The organism is Pseudomonas sivasensis, from assembly GCF_013778505.1.
GTDB classification, from domain to species: domain Bacteria; phylum Pseudomonadota; class Gammaproteobacteria; order Pseudomonadales; family Pseudomonadaceae; genus Aquipseudomonas; species Aquipseudomonas sivasensis.
In genome coordinates, this window is the sequence record NZ_JAAOWU010000004.1 from 84312 (window position 1) to 103478 (window position 19167).

Consider the following 19167-nt stretch of genomic DNA (forward strand, 5'->3'; position numbering starts at 1 on the left):
ATGAGTCTGGAAACCTGGCTGCTGTTCAGCGGCGCTGCGCTGGTAGTGATCCTGATCCCGGGGCCGCTGTCGTTGCTGATGATCAGCAACAGCCTCAACTACGGCCTGCGCCGCTCGTACCCGGCGTTTCTGGGCGGGGTGTTTGCCTCGATCTGTCTGCTGAGCGCTTCGGCGCTGGGACTGGGCGCATTGCTGCTTGCGTCGGAAAAGGTGTTCAACGCGCTGAAGATCGTCGGCGCGCTGTACCTGTTCTACCTGGCGTGGCAGAGCTGGCAGCAATCGCGCCAGCCTTCCCAGGGCGCGACAGTCCCCCAGGCTGCGCCAGTGCCGCGCTTTCGCGCGCTGTTTGGCCGGGCCTTTGTGCTGGGGGCCAGCAACCCCAAGGACATCCTGTTTTTCGCCGCCTTCCTGCCGCAATTTCTCAGCAGCCAGCACGCCTTCCTCCCGCAACTGCTGATCATGATCGCCACGTGGACTCTGCTCGACCTGGCCTGCAAGCTCGCCTACGGCCTCGGCGCCCATGGCGCCGCGCGGTACCTGCGCAGCGGCGCGGGCCAGAGCTGGTTCAACCGCATCAGCGCGAGCCTGTTCGGTGGTGCCGGCGTTATTTCACTGGTCAACGCTCGCGCGGGCTCACTTTGACGAAATACACCGTGGGCGGGCGATTGCCATGCCTCGGCCATTGAATGCCGGCCATCATCCGCACGAGGCGCTGTTCGCTCAGCGCCTCCCGGACCGACGCGGCCATGGCGGAAGTCCGATGTTGTTTGATGGCTTGATTGAACCATGCGTGGGTGAGCTTTGACCTGAGCAAGATGCTGCCGCGATCCAACCACTGGAAGGTGATGTAGTACAGCGCGTTTGACTGGGGGTGGGTCACCAGCCACTCGGGACTGCGGACCGTGCCGCGCTTTACACTCCACTCCTGCACCCTGAAGCCCTGCTGCTCCAGCGTCGCGCGGGTGGCTGCACCCTGGGCAATCTGCCTCTGAGCCGAATGCTGCGCGCCGCCGGCCTTGAGCACCTCGTCAAGCGCGATAGTGGGCGTGAAGTCAACGCGTGTGAAGCCCGGCGCCCGGCCTTCGAATCCGATATAGGTATAGCCGCCGTACCGTTCGGTGGGTCGCAGCATGCGCAGCAGGTCATCGGTCTGGCCAAGTTGCACGGGGCTTGGGGTTAACCAGCTGTCCAGCGTTGCGCGCACGTTAAGCAGATGGCTGGCGGTGACTGAACGGGATGAGTCCGCCAACTCGATCAGCCTTGCCACCGCAAAGGTTCGGCTGCTGCTCGTCAGCGTCGGGAACGCCCTTTCGACCGACGGCTCCAATGGCCCATCGAACAGCGGCGCATGCAGCTGCCATTCGCCCGTTGACGTACGCGACACAGGAATCGGCTGTTCATCAAGGCCGCTGCTGGTCCAGTGTTCGATATCAACGCGAGCCCTGGACACCAGCGGCTCGTTCCTGGAAATAAAGGCCATGTCGCTCAAGGGCACGTGCTCACCCTGATGCAACAACCGGTAGTAGCCAATAGCCGATTGCGTCGGCGTGTCATAGCGGCTCCCGACATAGATGGCATCGAAAGGGAATCCCGGAGGATCCATGTGTACATGAAACACGCCGTTCACCGAGGCCCCGACGCCCACATCATCGGCGCCATGCAGGCGCCAATCGAACCAATGACGGGACGCCACGCTTGAGCGGTGAATCCGTTCCCGGGTCGCAGTGGGTACCACCGGTGGTTGCCAATCCGACTGCGTGGCAGCCGCGCGCCACGGGTTGAGTACTGCCGAGCTCGGGCCGGCGACCGGCGCGTCCGCCCCCAGCAGCCACTCGCCGGGTTCGTGCAGCGTCAGGATTAATTCATCCTGCCCCGCCGCGTCCTTGCTCTTCAGGCGGAAAAAACCTTCACCCTCGCGGCGGTAGACCGGGTAGTGATGCGTTCCGTCCACCACGAAATGCTCGCCGCGCTTCACGTAGACACCTTTTTCACCCGCCCCCTTCAAGGCGATCGCGCCTTGGGGCAGGCCCTGGACGCGAAAGCGTTCCAGGGGTTTGAGCGCCGTACCCGCGCCGGGCAACTTGGGCACGTGCGCGACCTGGCCAAACTCCGAGAACGCTGCGCGATGCAGGCGGTGCAGACCCGTGCCTATCGAGCGCAGCCCCGGACGGGCGAGGTTCCCCGGTTTGAGTTTGGGCCCAGGGACAAAGGTCAGCAGCAGGTCAACTGCCAGGAACACCGCACCAAATGCCACCGCCACCGCGTCCCGAGGGTCGCCCTCGCGGTGATAACGCCGCGACGTCAGCAGCAATTCATACAGCTGATTACCCAGGCCGAAGAACGGCACGGCAAGCGACAACAAGGCACGCCGACGGCTATCGCTGCGCTCCTCCAATCGCTGCTCTCGGTGTTTCTCCAAGGTCTTGCCGGAGTTGCTGATGGCCTGCGCCCGGCGCTGCTGCTCAAGCACCCGCGCCTCATACAACAGGGCGCGAGCGTCCCAGTGTGCGGTCGGCACCAGTACCAGCCAGTTCGTCTGATCACTGTCGATCTGCTCACGGATTTGTTGCTCAATCTGCTCGACAAGCGCCGTGGGTTCCAGGTGCCTGACCTTGAATGAACGCACGAACTCGGCGACGTGCCACAGCCCTTGCAACATGACGAAAGTCGGCACGAAATCCAACGGGCCGGGTAACCGTGACCCCTTGCTCGGTTTGCGGCCGTGGTGGTCGATCGCTTCGAACGCCCAACCGGGCGCGACGTGCCGGGCCAACGCCGTGACATTCGCGGGCAACGAACTCATGCCATTGAGATGCTCGCGCGCCAATTGCAGGCTGGCATATTCGCTAAGGCTGCCTGCCTGCGGCGCGGTGGGCCAATACACCACACAGGCCTGGGAAATCTGGTCATGGATGACCACGATCCCTGCGATGTAGCGATCATGCAGGAGGGTGTGGCCGGCCAGATGCACCACATAGAGCTGCACGTGATGGCCGTTTCTGCGCAGATCTTCGGGGGCGCGGGCGCCGATCGCCGTATTGAACAGACTCAGCCCCTGCTCGCTTACCCCCTGCCTGAGCGCCGAATAGCGGTCGGCGTCGATACCCGCCCCCAACGCGCGCCTCAACAGTGGCGGAACGCGCCCCTGCTCACGCGGGTCAGGCGAGTGGAACGTGCGCTGGATCAACGCCTCGTACTGGCCGCCGATGTCCAGCGAGGACACCATATTGACCAAGTAGCTGACGCTCAGGCGTTGCTTCCATGCCGGTTGCAGATAGGTGGCGTGCCGGAAGCGCCAATAGGTGGGCCGCATCTTCGGGTCCAGGTTGTGCAGCGCCAGTTGCAGCAGACTGAACTGCGTGCGCGTCGCGCTGGGAGTAAGGGCTTCGTTGCGATCGCCCACTGTGCAGGTGCTTTCCCAGCCACAAAACCTGCCATCGACCTGATCGGGCATTTCGATAAATGGCGTGTCGATGTTCAACTCCGGGTACAGGCCGTCTTCCCGCAAACGCGCGATCAGCAGGTCGCGGGCAAAAGCGTGCACATCGGGCAAGCGCTGCTGGAGGCGCTCTTCATAGGCAAATACGCTGCTCAGGTAACGACCTTGCACACGCTTGAAGCGGTTGACCTGCGCCGCCGTCGCGTCAGTCAGCCACGATGGCAGCTTTTTTTTCGCTTCTGCGGCTTTGCGGACCAGATCAACATGGTCGCGTGCTTGGATCAACGCCTGGTTGGCCGGGGCAAGCAGGTGCTCATGCAGCTCGACCGCCAGCAATTGGCGGCTGAGTTGAGGGTCTTCAATTCCATTGAAAATATTCGCGCTGTGCTGCAGCAGAACATAGCTCTTGAGCAGCCTTTTGAGTGCCAGCAGCAGGGGGTTGCCGTCGATGGCGTGATAGCTCACTTTCAGCGTGCGCGCGGCAACTCGTGCGCGTAAGGCTTGACGCTGTTGTCGCTCGACGTAACCCCATAACAGCGACGTATCGCGACTGCCGAGGCTGGCCTCGACGCTGCGGGACAACTCCCCCAGGCTGGAAAACCCAGCCACACCGCCCTCGCGCCCGAGTGCACACAGCACCACCGGTTCTCGCCGCTCGGGAGCATCCAGCGCAGCCTGGCGCGTAACCGCAAACACGCTGTGCAGCGGCCAGTCATCGCCCACCCGCACGGACAGCACACGGGTAAGACTGCCCTCGCGCTTGCTGGCCAACGGTGCCTCCAATACTTCGAGCAGCAGGTCTCGATGGGGCGCGCGCAGACGCTTGAGCCGGTGCTGCAGTTGAACTTCAACGCGCAACAGGTCCTTCAGGCCGAGGATATAAGCGCTCGCGCGCTTGAGTTGGCCGCTGGGGCGTTCCCCCCAGTACGCCGCCTCGAACAGCCGCAGTTGCGCGTCCTGCACCTGTGCGGCCAGGGTGTCCTCGTGGGCCTTGAGTTGTGCTTCAAGCGCCACATATTCCAGCCAGGCCGGCGTGTCCACCACCGGGTCGCTGTGATCGAGCAGCGCCATCAGGCCCTTTTCGTAACGCTTGACCTGGCGCAGTGCCGTGTTGATCGCCAGGCTCGACGCGGTGCTGGCGAAGATGATTTCCTGGCGTCGTCGATGCTGGTCCCAGTCCAGCAGCTCACGGCGCAACCGCTCCAGCCGTGGTTTACCGACCCAGTGCCGGCGTGCCCGTTCAATGTAGGCGAGAAAGCGTGTGGCGTTCGTCACCGCAGGCTGGGGCGTGGCGGAAAACACCTGTTTGAGGTTGATCGACACAGCGCAGGCCAGTTCGTTTTCCCATTGCGCGTCCAGTACCGCCTGCGCGCTGTAGGCCAATGCATCGCCCGACAACCGTACGCCACGACCCGCGGCAGCGGTCGAGGCCGGCTCACACACCTCGTGCCGACGTCGCAGGGGCAGGCATTGCCACAGGTCGTCGAACAGCGCGCCGTTGATCAGCGCCACCAGGGCGCACTGCAATTGGTCGAACGAGGGGTACTCATAAAAGTTGCGCTGCACGCCCGGCAGATACATCACATGGGGCATGCCCATCGGGTCGCCCTCACGATAAATATGCAGGGCGCCAGGGATCGGCATCAACCGCGGCCCGGCGCCAGGCCACATCAACTCGCACGCTTGCACACTGGCCCAACGCTCGCCCGCACGCTGGCGCGCCTCCACCGTCGGCGCATCCACCAACGCCTGGACCATGACCCGCCCGGCGCTCGACAGCTCGTCCAATTGACGGGCGATGAAGGCCTGGTGGGCGAACAGTTGCTGATGCACCTGCACCCAACGCTCCTGACGCGTCAGCCAGGTGCCGGCAGCCAACCCCTGCCAATAACCGTTGTGCGCCTGGGCGAGCCGGTCAAACAGGTTGAGGGCGATCACCCGGCGCAGCGCCTCCAGGGGCGTGAACGTGAAGCGGCGGTTCAGGTCGTCCTTGTCGCTCAGGGCGGTGAACTGATTGAGGTTGATCGACACCGACGGCAACACCATCAGGCGCAAGGCGCGGTCGGTCAGGCTGTCGGTTTTCTGCGCGACGGCGGGCGGCTTGGGTTCGGTAAAGAGCAGGCGGTCCGGGTCCAGTTCGAATGCTTTGCGCAGCTCGGCACGAACCACCCGCAGCACCCGGGGCGCAGCGCTGATAAGACGGCTGAGGGTACTCGCCGCTTCGGCGCAGCCCAAGTCCGCCAGCGCGAGTCGATTGACCAGGCGACTGGGATGGAGGCTGCTGTTGATACGCAGCGTGAGCTGGGTACGCAGGGCCTGTAGCGCGTCGTCATCAGGGTCGGTAAGTGAGGTCACGGCAGTGTCTTCGTCGAGGAAAACACCTAGCCTATTGAGCAATCACGCCAATAAGGCGCTAGATAATTGAACGTTTCTGCGCGCAAAAAAAAGCCCGCTGTGTGCGCGGGCGAAACCAACGAAGAGCTTTGGGGGTGTGAAGCGAGGTGACGACTCAGCTACCGCGATAGGTAGAGTAGCTGTAAGGCGAAATCAGCAGAGGCACGTGGTAGTGATCCTGTTCGGCACTGATACCAAAACGCAGTACGACGACATCAAGGAAGGCCGGCTCCGGCAACTGCACGCCACGGGCACGGTAGTAATCGCCGGCGCTGAATTGCAGCTGGTAAACACCCGTGCGGTAGTCATCGCCTTGCAGCAGCGGTGCATCGCAACGACCGTCGCTGTTGGTCAGGGCGCTGGCGACCAGCTCCAACTGCGTGCCTTCGACGCGGTACAGTTCAACCTGGATGGCGCTGCCGGGGCAGCCGTGGGCGGCATCGAGTACGTGTGTGGTCAGTCGTCCCATGGAACGGAGCTCCCTTGAGTAGAGTGAAAATAGGCCGCACCTTTACAGGGCATGCAAAATCCGGCGATGCGCTGATTAAGACACTTTTAATAAAAATTGTACACAATAAAAATTACAAACTTTTACTCACCACTTTGCGCAGCTATCCTCACTGCAAATTCTCAGCAAGCCTTGCTTTTAAACGCCCTTTCATCCATTTACTGACCAACCAGGCAAGTTTCTTGCAAAGCTAATCGGTGGCAACCGCCTGGAAAAAATGCAGAAATACAGGCTTACAAAGTGACCATCAAGTTGTATACAATCAGCTCATCGCTGTGACGCCACCAGGTTTTTCTACCGGTCGCCACGCACTTGCTACCACGAACAAGAAGGAAGACTGCAGTGAGCGCTGACTACCCACGCGACCTGATCGGTTACGGCAGTAACCCTCCTCACCCCCACTGGCCGGGCAAGGCACGCATCGCGTTGTCTTTCGTACTCAATTACGAAGAAGGCGGCGAGCGCAATATTTTGCACGGCGACAAAGAGTCCGAAGCCTTCCTATCGGAAATGGTCTCGGCCCAACCGCTGCAAGGCGCACGCAACATGAGCATGGAGTCGCTGTACGAATACGGCAGCCGTGCCGGCGTGTGGCGCATCCTCAAGCTGTTCAAAGAATTCGATATCCCGCTGACCATCTTCGCCGTGGCCATGGCCGCCCAGCGCCACCCGGACGTGATTCGCGCCATGGTCGAGGCCGGCCATGAGATCTGCAGCCACGGCTACCGCTGGATCGACTACCAGTACATGGACGAGGCCCAGGAGCGCGAGCATATGCTCGAAGCCATCCGCATCCTTACCGAACTGACCGGCGAACGCCCGCTGGGCTGGTACACCGGCCGCACCGGCCCGAACACCCGTCGCCTGGTGATGGAAGAAGGCGGTTTCCTGTACGACTGCGACACCTACGACGACGACCTGCCCTACTGGGAACCGAACAACCCAACCGGCAAGCCGCACCTGGTGATCCCCTACACCTTGGACACCAACGACATGCGCTTCACCCAGGTGCAAGGTTTCAACAAGGGCGATGACTTTTTCGAATACCTGAAGGATGCGTTCGACGTGCTGTACGCCGAAGGCGCCGAGGCACCGAAGATGTTGTCCATCGGCCTGCATTGCCGTTTGATTGGCCGCCCGGCGCGCCTGGCTGCGCTGAAGCGCTTTATCCAATACGCCAAGGGCCATGAACACGTGTGGTTCACCCGCCGCGTCGATATCGCCCGTCACTGGCATGAAACCCACCCGTACACGGGAGCGGCCAAATGACTGCATTCAAGACCCTGAAGCCATCGACCTTGAGCCGCGATGAGTTTGTCGCCGCCTTTGCCGATATCTACGAACACTCGCCATGGGTGGCCGAAAAGGCCTTCGACCTGGGCCAGGACCCTTCGATCGACCAGATCGAAACCCTGCACCAGCGCATGAGCGACATCCTGTTGAGCGCTGATCACACCAGTCAACTGGCCCTGATCAACGCCCACCCGGACCTGGCCGGCAAAGCTGCCGTCCAGGGCCAACTCACCCAAGCCAGCACTGATGAGCAAGCTGGCGCGGGGATTCACCAATGCACGGCCGAAGAGTTCTCGCGCTTCACCGAGCTGAACGATGCCTACAAAGCCACGTTCAAGTTTCCCTTCATCATGGCGGTGAAAGGCAGCAACCGGCACCAGATCCTGGCCGCATTCGAGACGCGCATTCACAACTCGGCGGACGCCGAATTCAAATGCGCCCTGGCCGAGATCAACAAGATCGCGTTGTTCCGTTTACTGACCCTCTAAACGACCATCCCCAGCCACTCTATATAAGGCAGACAAGAAGAATGAAAGCTTACGCCGTACCTTTCGAGAAGTTCGTCAACCTGGCCGACGCCCGTCTGGGCACCAAGATCCTTTCGGTGACCGATGACTGGTTCGCTGACGCCAACCGCCTGTTCCAGCCGACCCCGGCCGTGTGGAAGGAGGGCGTTTTCGATGACAACGGCAAGTGGATGGACGGCTGGGAGTCACGCCGCAAGCGCTTCGAAGGCTACGACAGCGCAGTGATCCGCCTGGGCGTACCGGGTTCGATCAAGGGCGTGGACATCGACACTTCATTCTTCACCGGCAACTTCCCGCCGTCGGCGTCCCTGGAAGCCTGCTTCCTGGCCTCGGGCGACCCGGATGACAACACCCAGTGGACCGAAGTGCTGTCGGCCGTCGAGTTGCAAGGCAACAGCCACCACTACCACGAGATCAGCAACGATCAGGCGTTCAGCCACCTGCGTTTCAACATCTACCCGGACGGCGGCGTAGCCCGTCTGCGTGTGTACGGTATTCCGTTCCGCGACTGGTCGTCGGTGGGCGACAACGAACAGGTCGACCTGGCGTCTGCCCTGAACGGCGGCCGTGCACTGGCGTGCTCCGATGAACACTTCGGCCGCATGAGCAACATTCTCAACCCAGGTCGTGGCATCAACATGGGCGATGGCTGGGAAACCGCTCGTCGTCGTACACCAGGCAATGACTGGGTGATCGTCGCATTGGGCCACCCGGGCGAGATCGAGAAGATCATCGTCGACACCCTGCACTTCAAGGGCAACTACCCGGACACCTGCTCGATCCAAGGCGCCTTCGTGAAAGGCGGCACCGACAGCCAGATCGAAACCCAATCGCTGTTCTGGCGCGAACTGCTGCCGGCGCAGAAGTTGGAAATGCACGCCGAACACACCTTCGCCGAGCAGATCAAGGCACTGGGCCCGATCACTCACATCCGCCTGAACGTGTTCCCGGATGGGGGCGTGAGCCGCCTGCGTGTACTGGGTAAAGTCGCCAAGTAAACGCTGAATCCTGTGGCAAAGTAGCTTGTTGTGGTGAGCGGGCTTGCCCCGCGTTGGGGCGCGAAGCGACCCTGGATGCAGACACCGCGTTTTCACAGAAGAAACGCAGTGATCTTGTTGGGGCCGCTTCGCAGCCCAGCGCGGGGTAAGCCCGCTCACCACACACGTTCATCACACCCACAAGCAACCGCATAACCAACACAGAATCCGGATAAGAAGACAGCCATGCGCACACTGATGATCGAACCCCTGACCAAAGAAGCCTTCGCACCTTTCGGAGACGTTATCGAAACCGATGGCAGCGATCACTTCATGATCAACAACGGGTCGACCATGCGCTTTCACAAGCTGGCAACGGTAGAAACCGCACAGCCTGAAGACAACGCCATCATCAGCATCTTCCGCGCCGACGCGCTGGATATGCCGCTGACCGTGTGCATGCTGGAAAGACACCCGCTGGGCAGCCAGGCTTTCATACCGCTGCTCGGCAACCCCTTTCTGATCGTGGTCGCGCCACTTGGCGATGCACCTGTATCGGGCTTGGTCCGCGCCTTCGTCACCAACGGCAGGCAGGGCATTAATTACCATCGCGGCGTCTGGCACCACCCGGTGCTGACGATCGAAAAGCGGGATGACTTCCTGGTGGTTGATCGCAGTGGCACAGGCAATAACTGCGATGAGCATTTTTTCAAAGAGGATGAGCGGTTGATCCTCGCCCCCCACCAATAAGAGAAGGCCGGATCACCCGACAACAAGGGTGACAGGCGAGAGGTAAAGACTGTGGAAGCACATCTGTTGGAATGGCTGAACCTTAGCGTGCGCTGGGTTCACATGATCACTGGCGTCGCCTGGATCGGCGCTTCGTTCTACTTTGTCTGGCTGGAAAACAACCTCAACCGCGTCAACCCCAAGAGCGGCCTCGCCGGTGACTTGTGGGCGATCCACGGTGGCGGTATCTACCACCTGGAAAAATACAAACTGGCCCCGCCGACCATGCCGGACAACCTGCACTGGTTCAAATGGGAAGCCTATTTCACCTGGATGTCGGGCGTCGCGCTGCTGTGCGTGGTGTTCTACCTCAACCCGACGCTGTACCTGCTCGCACCTGGCAGCAGCCTCAGCGGCACCGAAGGCGTATTGCTGGGCATTGGCTCACTGTTCGCCGGCTGGTTCATCTACTCCTTCCTCTGCGACTCGGCCCTGGGCAAACGCCCTGCCCTGCTCGGTTTCATCCTGTTTGTGCTGTTGATTGCGGCGGCCTATGGCTTCAGCAAAGTGTTCAGCGGCCGTGGCGCCTACCTGCACGTCGGTGCGGTGATCGGCACCATCATGGTGGGCAACGTATTCCGCATCATCATGCCGGCGCAGCGCGCGCTGGTGGCGGCCATCGCCGAGAACCGCACGCCTGATCCGGCCCTGCCGGCCAAGGGATTGCTGCGTTCGCGCCATAACAACTACTTCACCTTGCCGGTGCTGTTCATCATGATCAGCAACCACTTCCCGAGCACCTACGGCAGCCAATACAACTGGCTGATCCTGGCGGGTATCGCGGTGGCGGCGGTGTTGGTACGGCACTATTTCAACACCCGTCACAACAGCCAGAAGTATGCATGGACCTTACCGGTCGGCGCGTTGGCGATGATTAGCCTGGCATACGTCACTGGGCCAAAACCGGCAGAGCCGATTGCCAAGGCACCTGCGGCCATCGAATACCAGCCACTGCCTGAAACGGCGTTGGGTGGTGGTTTGAAACCCGCGGCTCCAGCAGCTCCCGCCGCCGAGCCGGCCCCCGCCCAGGCGACGATTGATTTCGACAAGGTGCATGGGGTGATCCAGGAGCGTTGCGCCGTGTGCCATTCGGCCAAGCCCACCAGCCCGCTGTTCAGCACCGCTCCGGCTGGGGTGATGTTCGATACCCCGGCGCAGATCCAGCAACAGGCAGCACGCATTCAGGCGCAGGCCGTGGCGAGCCAGATCATGCCGCTGGGCAACATCACCCAGATGACCCAGCAGGAGCGGGATTTGATTGGCACGTGGATCAACCAGGGGGCGCGTACCAACTGACAGATTCACACAGTTCCAATGTGGGAGGGGCTTGCCCCCGATAGCCGTGTGTCATTCAAAACATCAGTGACTGAACCACCGCAATCGGGGGCAAGCCCCCATCCCACCGGGGACTTGTAGTGATTTAGAGATTGCGTTCCACACAACACAAAAATAAAAAAGATCCGAGGTGTTGCATGACCGAGTTAGTCGAACCGCAGATTCCTGCCGCCCCTGCCATGGAGCGGCTGCCCCTCTTGCAACTGATTCTGGTAGGCCTGCAACACGTCTTGCTGATGTACGGCGGCGCCGTCGCCGTACCCCTCATCATTGGCCAGGCCGCGGGCTTGAGCCGTGAAGAAATCGCTTTCCTGATCAACGCCGACCTGCTGGTGGCCGGTATCGCCACCATGATCCAGTCATTCGGCATCGGCCCGGTGGGCATTCGTATGCCGGTGATGATGGGCGCCAGTTTTGCCGCCGTCGGCAGCATGGTCGCCATGGCCGGCATGCCGGGTATCGGCTTGCAGGGTATCTTCGGCGCGACCATCGCGGCGGGGTTCTTCGGGATGATCATTGCGCCCTTCATGTCCAAGGTGGTGCGCTTTTTCCCACCGTTGGTGACTGGCACCGTGATCACCGCCATCGGCCTTTCGCTATTCCCCGTGGCCGTGAACTGGGCCGGCGGCGGCAGCGCGGCAGCCACATTTGGCTCGCCGATCTACCTGGCGATTGCCGCGCTGGTACTGGCTACCATCCTGCTGATCAACCGCTTCATGCGCGGTTTCTGGGTGAACATTTCGGTGCTGATCGGTATGGGGCTTGGCTACGGCTTGTGCGGCATCATTGGCATGGTCGACCTCAGCGGCCTGGCCCAGGCGCCGTGGGTGCAGGTGGTGACACCGCTGCACTTCGGCATGCCGAAGTTCGAGTTGGCGCCGATCCTGTCGATGTGCCTGGTCGTGGTGATTATCTTTGTCGAATCCACCGGGATGTTCCTCGCCCTGGGCAAGATCACCGGTCAGGAAGTGTCCCCCAAGATGCTGCGTCGGGGCTTGCTGTGTGATGCCGGCGCGTCGTTCTTCGCCGGGTTCTTCAACACCTTTACCCACTCCTCATTCGCCCAGAACATCGGCCTGGTGCAGATGACCGGCGTGCGTTGCCGCTCGGTGACGATCATGGCCGGCGCGTTCCTGATTGTGCTCAGCCTGTTGCCCAAAGCGGCGTACCTGGTGGCATCGATTCCACCGGCAGTGCTCGGCGGTGCGGCGATTGCCATGTTCGGCATGGTCGCAGCCACCGGCATCAAGATCCTTCAGGAAGCTGACATCGCCGACCGCCGCAACCAGTTGCTGGTAGCGGTGAGCATCGGCATGGGCCTGATTCCCGTAGTGCGCCCGGAGTTCTTCGCCCAACTGCCGTTGTGGATGAGCCCGATTACCCACAGTGGAATCGCCATGGCCACCCTCAGCGCGTTGTCGCTGAATATCCTGTTCAACATCCTCGGCGGTTCAGAACGCCCTGCCGTCGCTCATACGCATTGATTCCTTCGTTACGACAACAAAAACAATACCGAACAAGGAACCCCACCATGCACACCCTCCACCTGGGGGCGGCCATCAGCCGTGCCCCATTTATGCCCGACACGCTCTGTAAGAGCGCACTTGAGCCAAGGCTTGGGAGCCAGTATTCTCCGCGCCCGCTCGAATCGACTCAAAAAAAAACAGCGAATGTAAAAGCTGACTGCAAGGCCAACTTATCCCGGCCTAATGTCTGCTGCCACGGTGCACAAAACGCCTCTGTATTCGACTGCATTTGTTGCAGCCGACGGGGATTTTTTGGCGTTTCAAACACCTTGGCGCAGCTCTTGCTAAAAGCACTAAAGCTGACCAAACAGACGATTTTTGCAGCGAACCAAAAGGCGCCACACCAGAGCGCCTGCGTAGAAGAAAAACCACAAAACCTTAACTCGGGAGCAACCGAATGAAACCTATGTTCAAAGGCCTGATGCTGGCAGGATCCCTGCTTGCGGGTGGTCAGGCCGTGGCCGGTGACTTGTTGCAGTGGCAGAACAACAGCCTGACGTACCTGTGGGGCAAGAGCTTTACCGTCAACCCGCAGATCCAGCAAACCGTCACCTTCGAACACGCCGACGCGTGGAAGTACGGCGACAACTTTGTGTTCGTCGACCGTATCTTCTACAACGGCAAGGAAGACGGCAACGTCGGCCCAAGCACCTACTACGGCGAGATCAGCCCACGGTTGTCATTCGGTAAAATCCTCGACAAAGACCTGTCCTTCGGACCGATCAAGGATGTGCTGCTGGCCTTCACTTACGAGTTCGGCGAAGGCGATAACGAGTCGTACCTGCTCGGCCCGGCGTTCGACTTGAACATCCCTGGTTTCGACTACTTCCAACTGAACTTCTATCAGCGCCAGACCGAAGGCAATCGCGCGGGTGATGGCGTTTGGCAAATCACTCCGGTGTGGGCCTACACCATTCCCGTCGGCAGCTCCGACATCCTGATCGACGGCTTCATGGATTGGGTGGTGGATAACGACAAAAACGCCCGTGGCACTTACCACGCCAACCTGCACTTCAACCCGCAGGTTAAATACGACCTGGGTAAAGCGCTGCATTGGGGCGATAAGCAGCTGTATGTGGGTTTTGAGTACGACTACTGGAAGAACAAGTACGGGATCGAAGATTCGGGTGCATTCAAGACCACCCAGGACACGGCGAGCTTCCTGGTCAAGTATCACTTCTAAAAGCCAATGCAAGACAAATGTGGGAGGGGGCTTGCTCCCGATAGCGAAGTGTCAGTCACTCTATTTGTTGACTGACACACTGCTATCGGGAGCAAGCCCCCTCCCACATTCAGATAGGCGGCAGGCCCAGGAACCGCATGATCTCCTCACGCTTGGCCAGCGCATCTTTTCTGCCCAACTCAATCAACTCGCTGCAATACCCCGCCTCGAACAGCAAGTAACTCAGCACCCCCGCCCCGCTCGTCTTGGTCGCCCCCGGCCCACGCAAGAACAACCGCAACGCCGCCGGCAATTCCTGCCGATGCCTTGCCGCGATTTCATCGATCGGCTGGCTTGGCGCAATCACCAGCACTTCAACCGGTGCCAGGCCTCGGGCCGCGCTGTCGGCTGGCTGGTGATGGCTGAACTGGTTCAGACGCTCCAGCAATTCGATATCACTTTCCAGGCTGTCGATGAACGTGCTGTTGAGCATGTGCCCACCGATCTGGGCCAGGGTCGGTTCCTGACCGGTGTAGGTGCGCTGCACCGACGGCTCATTGCCCCGCGGGTTGCCGCTGACGCCCACCACCAGCACGCGGGTCGCCCCCAGGTGCAGCGCCGGGCTGATCGGGGCTGATTGGCGCACCGCACCGTCACCGAAATATTCCTGGTCGAGTTTCACCGGGGCAAACAGCAAAGGGATCGCTGAACTGGCCAGCAGGTGCTCAACCGTCAGTTGCGTCGGGACGCCGATACGCCGATGGCGCAACCACGCATCAATGGTGCCGCCACCTTGATAGAAGGTCACCGCCTGCCCGGATTCATAGCCGAACGCGGTGACCGCCACCGCGTGCAAATGCTTGTTTCGGATGGCTTCGTCGATGCCGCCCAGGTTCAGGCGCTCTTGCAACAAGTCCCGCAGCGGAGAGCTATTAAGCAACGCTACCGGCACTTGCGCGCCCAGGCCCAACAGGCTGTGGATGAGGAAACGACTCGCCTGGCGAATAACCCCCGGCCAATCACTGCGCAACACCAGATGGCTGCGAAAGCCCTGCCAGAAGGCAGTAAGACGCTGGATCGCCGCCGTGAAATCCATCGCGCCACTGGCCAGTGTCACCGCATTGATCGCCCCGGCCGAGGTGCCGACGATCACCGGAAACGGGTTGGGCGCCCCTGGTGGCAACAGCTCGGCAATCGCCGCCAAAACACCCACCTGATACGCCGCTCGCGCCCCGCCGCCGGAAAGAATCAAGCCTGTTACCGGTTCAGCTGGGCGCATCGCATCACTCCGTGTGGGGAAAATCTCGCCTTATCGGCGGCTTTTTTCGTACAACTTGGGTTCGCCCGGTGGCCGGCTCTTGAAGCGGCGGTGGGTCCACAGGTATTGCTCGGGGCATTCGCGTACAGAGGTTTCGACCCACTGGTTGATGCGCAGGCAGTCCACCTCATCGCTTTCGCCGGGAAAGTCGGTCAACGGCGGATGGATCACCAGGCGGTAACCACTGCCGTCGGCCAGGCGCTCCTGGGTGAACGGCACCACCAGCGCCTTGCCCAGGCGGGCAAACTTGCTGGTGGCGGTGACGGTGGCGGCCTGGATGCCGAACAGCGGTACGAAAATACTTTGCTTGGCGCCATAGTCCTGGTCCGGTGCGTACCAGATGGCGCGGCCAGCGCGCAGCAGCTTAAGCATGCCGCGTACGTCTTCGCGCTCGATGGCCAGGGAATCAAGGTTGTGGCGCTCGCGGCCACGGCGCTGGATAAAGTCGAACAACGGATTGCCGTGCTCGCGGTACATCCCATCAATGGTGTGCTTTTGGCCCAACAGCGCCGCGCCGATTTCCAGGGTGGTGAAATGCAGGGCCATGAGGATCACGCCCTTGCCATCGAGTTGGGCCTGCTTGAGGTGCTCCAGCCCTTCGACATGGGCCAGACGCGACAGGCGCTGGCGCGACCACCACCAACTCATGGCCATTTCAAAGAAGGCGATGCCTGTGGAGGCAAAGTTTTCCTTGAGCAACTGCTTACGCTCTTTAGCGGTTTTTTCCGGGAAGCACAGTTCCAGGTTACGCGCGGCGATGCGGCGACGCTCGCTGGCCACACGGTACATACCCGCGCCCAGTAACCGACCAATGGCCAGCAGCGCGCGGTATGGCAATTGGGTGACCAGCCACAGCAGGCCGAGCCCAAGCCATAGCAGCCAGAAACGCGGGTGAAAAAATGCAGCTCGAAAACGCGGGCGATCCATTACAGATTCCGGTAAAGACAGGGCCGCGCATTCTACAACGGTTCGACCCGGCTTGCGGCCAGTGGATGTTCTCGTTATAAGTCTCGACACTTTTCGTGACAAGCCGCTTTATGCCGACCATGAGCCAAACCGAACCGCTAGACCAAGATCCCGTGTTCCAGCTGAAAGGCAGCATGCTCGCCATCACCGTGCTGGAACTCGCCCGTAACGACCTCGACGCCCTGGACCGCCAGCTCGCCGCCAAGGTCGCCCTGGCGCCAAACTTCTTTAACAACGCCCCGCTGGTGCTGGCCCTGGACAAACTGCCGGCCGGCCAGGGCGCTGTCGATCTGCCCGGCCTGATGCGCGTGTGCCGCTCCCATGGCCTGCGCACTCTCGCCATTCGTGCCAGCCGTATCGAAGACATTGCCGCGGCCATCGCCATTGAACTGCCAGTACTGCCACCGTCCGGCGCACGCGAGCGTCCGCTCGAACCATTGGTCGGTGAAGAGAAGAAAAAACCGGAAAAACCACCGGAGCCGACGATAAAGCCTACAAAGATCATCACCTCTCCCGTACGCGGTGGGCAGCAAATTTACGCCCAAGGCGGCGACCTGGTTGTCATCTCCTCGGTCAGTCCCGGCGCGGAACTTCTCGCCGATGGCAACATCCATGTATACGGCCCGATGCGCGGACGTGCCCTCGCCGGCATCAAGGGTGATACCAAGGCCCGTATTTTTTGCCAGCAGTTGACCGCTGAGCTAGTGTCCATCGCAGGCCAGTACAAGGTTTCCGAAGATTTGCGCCGTGATCCGCTGTGGGGGGCCGGGGTGCAGGTCAGCCTGTCGGGCGATGTGTTGAACATCATCCGTCTTTAACGGATACTGCCGCATTTTCCAAGCATCTCTAGACTCTGATAGCACAGCGAAACCGGCAATACTTGTGTAGGAACATCTGAAGGTTGGCGTTTTTCCTACGCTAACCCGTCTTTTTCCTACAAAGACCGTCCGCCTGCAGCGAGTTCCAAGAGATGTTTTTCAGGGACTGAAAAGTCCTTTTTCCTTAGGGGTGAAACACCTTGGCCAAGATTCTCGTGGTTACATCCGGCAAGGGTGGTGTGGGTAAGACCACCACCAGCGCCGCTATCGGTACCGGCCTCGCTCTGCGCGGCCACAAGACAGTCATCGTCGACTTCGACGTCGGTTTGCGTAACCTCGACCTGATCATGGGCTGCGAACGCCGTGTGGTGTACGACTTCGTCAACGTGGTGAACGGCGAAGCCAACCTGCAACAGGCCCTGATCAAGGACAAGCGCCTTGAGAACCTGTACGTACTGGCCGCCAGCCAGACCCGTGACAAAGATGCGTTGACCAAAGAAGGCGTAGGCAAAGTCCTCGCTGAACTGAAGGAAACCTTCGAATACGTCGTCTGCGACTCCCCGGCCGGCATCGAAACCGGTGCTCATTTGGCGATGTACTTCGCCGATGAAGCCATCGTGGTAACCAACCCGGAAGTGTCCTCCGTACGTGACTCGGACCGCATGCTCGGCCTGCTGGCCAGCAAGTCCCAGCGCGCAGAGAAAGGTGAAGACCCGATCAAGGAGCACCTGCTGCTCACCCGCTACAACCCTGAGCGCGTCAGCAACGGCGAAATGCTCGGTGTCGAGGACGTCAAGGACATCCTCGCGGTGACCCTGCTGGGCGTGATCCCGGAATCCCAGGCCGTCCTGAAGGCTTCCAACCAGGGTGTCCCGGTTATTCTTGACGACCAGAGCGACGCCGGCCAGGCGTACAGCGATGCGGTTGATCGCTTGCTGGGCAAGACCGTGGAACATCGCTTCCTCGATGTTAAGAAGAAGGGATTCTTCGAGCGTATCTTTGGAGGCAACTAAACAATGAAATTTCTCGACTTCTTTCGCGCCAACAAAAAGCCAAGCACCGCGTCGGTCGCGAAAGAGCGTCTACAGATCATCGTGGCGCACGAACGCGGCCAACGCAGCACCCCGGACTACCTGCCAGCCTTGCAGAAGGAACTGGTCGAGGTGATCCGCAAGTACGTCAACATCGGCAACGATGACGTGCATGTCGCTCTGGAAAATGACGGCAGCTGCTCGATTCTGGAACTCAATATCACCCTGCCTGATCGTTGATCGAACAGGCGGCCGCCACGGCGGCTCGCACACCTTGATCCCATAGCGGGAACCGGGTGGGCGAGCCGCCGTTGGCGTTTGTTACGAGGCTGTTTAATGCCGCTGTCCAATATCCATATCCTGCATCAGGACGACGCTGTCCTGGTGGTGAACAAGCCGACCCTGCTGCTCTCGGTGCCTGGCCGCGCTGACGACAACAAGGACTGCCTGATCACCCGCCTGCAGGAAAACGGCTACCCCGAAGCCCGCATCGTCCATCGCCTGGACTGGGAAACCTCGGGGATCATCCTGCTCGCCCGGGATGCCGATACCCATCGCGAACTGTCCCGCCAGTTTCACGACCGTGAAACCGAGAAGGCCTACACCGCATTGGCCTGGGGCCAGCCGGAGCTCGACAGCGGCAGCATTGATCTGCCCTTGCGCTACGACCCGCCGACCAAACCACGGCATGTGGTGGATCACGAGTTCGGCAAACACGCGATGACCTTCTGGAGGGTGCTGGAACGTTGCGGCGACTGGTGCCGTGTGGAGCTGACGCCGATCACCGGGCGCTCACACCAGTTGCGCGTGCACATGCTGTCGATCGGTCATCCGTTGCTCGGCGACGGCCTGTATGCCCATGAGCAAGCCCTGGCTGCGTGGCCGCGCCTGTGCTTGCACGCAAGCATGCTGAGCTTTACTCATCCGCAGAGTGGCGAGCGTTTGCGCTTCGAGTGCCCAGCGCCCTTCTAAAGCTGTGAACACAGAACAAATGTGGGAGGGGGCTTGCCCCCGATGGCGGAGAATCAGTCACTGTATTGTTGACTGACCCACTGCAATCGGGGGCAAGCCCCCTCCCACATTT

General features: G+C 60.8%; 18 protein-coding genes. 14 read left to right on the forward strand and 4 right to left on the reverse strand.

From position 1 onward, the window contains the following. Complete coding sequence (locus tag G9Q84_RS09415; protein WP_032888012.1) at positions 1 to 642, forward strand: LysE family translocator; 642 nt, start codon at positions 1 to 3, stop codon at positions 640 to 642. On the opposite strand, the gene G9Q84_RS09420 is transcribed toward G9Q84_RS09415, so the two are convergent. Together G9Q84_RS09420 and uraH are read right to left on the reverse strand one after the other, a co-directional pair. Continuing rightward, entirely contained in the window at positions 617 to 5794 is a 5178-nt protein-coding gene (locus G9Q84_RS09420; protein WP_181643230.1) for a dermonecrotic toxin domain-containing protein, read from the reverse strand. The two genes, G9Q84_RS09415 and G9Q84_RS09420, sit on opposite strands and share 26 nt — an antisense overlap. Before the next feature lie 154 nt (positions 5795 to 5948). Further along, positions 5949 to 6302, reverse strand: coding sequence for a hydroxyisourate hydrolase (uraH, locus tag G9Q84_RS09425; protein WP_032888007.1), 354 nt, complete (start codon positions 6300 to 6302; stop codon positions 5949 to 5951). A 14-nt stretch (positions 6303 to 6316) separates the two neighbouring features. On the opposite strand from uraH, the gene G9Q84_RS09430 reads away from it, so the two are divergent. From G9Q84_RS09430 to G9Q84_RS09470, 9 genes are all read left to right on the forward strand, one after another. Next, entirely contained in the window at positions 6317 to 6535 is a 219-nt protein-coding gene (locus tag G9Q84_RS09430) for a hypothetical protein (protein WP_181643231.1), read from the forward strand. A 148-nt stretch (positions 6536 to 6683) separates the two neighbouring features. Then, on the forward strand, positions 6684 to 7610 hold the full coding sequence (puuE, locus tag G9Q84_RS09435; RefSeq protein ID WP_181643232.1) for an allantoinase PuuE: 927 nt from the start codon (positions 6684 to 6686) through the stop codon (positions 7608 to 7610). Beyond that, positions 7607 to 8122, forward strand: coding sequence for a 2-oxo-4-hydroxy-4-carboxy-5-ureidoimidazoline decarboxylase (gene uraD, locus G9Q84_RS09440; protein WP_032888003.1), 516 nt, complete (start codon positions 7607 to 7609; stop codon positions 8120 to 8122). The genes puuE and uraD overlap by 4 nt, the downstream gene beginning before the upstream one ends. Before the next feature lie 41 nt (positions 8123 to 8163). After that, positions 8164 to 9159 carry an allantoicase gene (alc, locus tag G9Q84_RS09445; protein ID WP_032888001.1) on the forward strand — a complete coding sequence of 332 codons (996 nt, stop codon included), beginning with the start codon at positions 8164 to 8166 and terminating at the stop codon, positions 9157 to 9159. Positions 9160 to 9384: 225 nt separating this feature from the next. Further along, positions 9385 to 9888 (forward strand): ureidoglycolate lyase, encoded by a 504-nt coding sequence (locus tag G9Q84_RS09450; protein ID WP_027603915.1) that lies wholly within the window; start codon positions 9385 to 9387, stop codon positions 9886 to 9888. 51 nt (positions 9889 to 9939) lie between these two features. Beyond that, positions 9940 to 11223, forward strand: coding sequence for a urate hydroxylase PuuD (locus tag G9Q84_RS09455; RefSeq protein WP_032887999.1), 1284 nt, complete (start codon positions 9940 to 9942; stop codon positions 11221 to 11223). A 176-nt stretch (positions 11224 to 11399) separates the two neighbouring features. Beyond that, a complete protein-coding gene (locus tag G9Q84_RS09460; protein WP_032887997.1) occupies positions 11400 to 12746 on the forward strand; it encodes a nucleobase:cation symporter-2 family protein in 1347 nt (448 codons plus the stop codon). 47 nt (positions 12747 to 12793) lie between these two features. Further along, on the forward strand, positions 12794 to 13189 hold the full coding sequence (locus G9Q84_RS09465) for a hypothetical protein (RefSeq protein ID WP_143521257.1): 396 nt from the start codon (positions 12794 to 12796) through the stop codon (positions 13187 to 13189). Further along, a complete protein-coding gene (locus tag G9Q84_RS09470) occupies positions 13186 to 13971 on the forward strand; it encodes an outer membrane protein OmpK (protein WP_032887994.1) in 786 nt (261 codons plus the stop codon). Before G9Q84_RS09465 ends, G9Q84_RS09470 begins: the two co-directional genes overlap by 4 nt. A gap of 109 nt (positions 13972 to 14080) precedes the next feature. Here the strand turns inward: G9Q84_RS09470 and G9Q84_RS09475 are convergent, their stop codons facing one another. Beyond that, positions 14081 to 15229, reverse strand: a complete 1149-nt coding sequence (locus G9Q84_RS09475) for a patatin-like phospholipase family protein (protein ID WP_032887992.1) — start codon at positions 15227 to 15229, stop codon at positions 14081 to 14083. A gap of 30 nt (positions 15230 to 15259) precedes the next feature. Continuing rightward, positions 15260 to 16195, reverse strand: coding sequence for a lipid A biosynthesis lauroyl acyltransferase (locus G9Q84_RS09480; protein ID WP_032887990.1), 936 nt, complete (start codon positions 16193 to 16195; stop codon positions 15260 to 15262). A gap of 119 nt (positions 16196 to 16314) precedes the next feature. Between G9Q84_RS09480 and minC the strand changes: the two genes are divergently transcribed. The 4 genes from minC to G9Q84_RS09500 all read left to right on the forward strand — a co-directional run bounded on the left by minC (position 16315) and on the right by G9Q84_RS09500 (position 19055). Next, positions 16315 to 17052, forward strand: coding sequence for a septum site-determining protein MinC (gene minC, locus G9Q84_RS09485; protein WP_032888096.1), 738 nt, complete (start codon positions 16315 to 16317; stop codon positions 17050 to 17052). 200 nt (positions 17053 to 17252) lie between these two features. Continuing rightward, positions 17253 to 18065, forward strand: coding sequence for a septum site-determining protein MinD (gene minD, locus G9Q84_RS09490; RefSeq protein WP_017737535.1), 813 nt, complete (start codon positions 17253 to 17255; stop codon positions 18063 to 18065). Positions 18066 to 18068: 3 nt separating this feature from the next. Continuing rightward, positions 18069 to 18323 carry a cell division topological specificity factor MinE gene (gene minE / locus G9Q84_RS09495; RefSeq protein ID WP_003175252.1) on the forward strand — a complete coding sequence of 85 codons (255 nt, stop codon included), beginning with the start codon at positions 18069 to 18071 and terminating at the stop codon, positions 18321 to 18323. A 96-nt stretch (positions 18324 to 18419) separates the two neighbouring features. Beyond that, positions 18420 to 19055, forward strand: a complete 636-nt coding sequence (locus G9Q84_RS09500; protein WP_181643233.1) for an RluA family pseudouridine synthase — start codon at positions 18420 to 18422, stop codon at positions 19053 to 19055. The last annotated feature ends 112 nt before the right edge of the window (positions 19056 to 19167 follow it).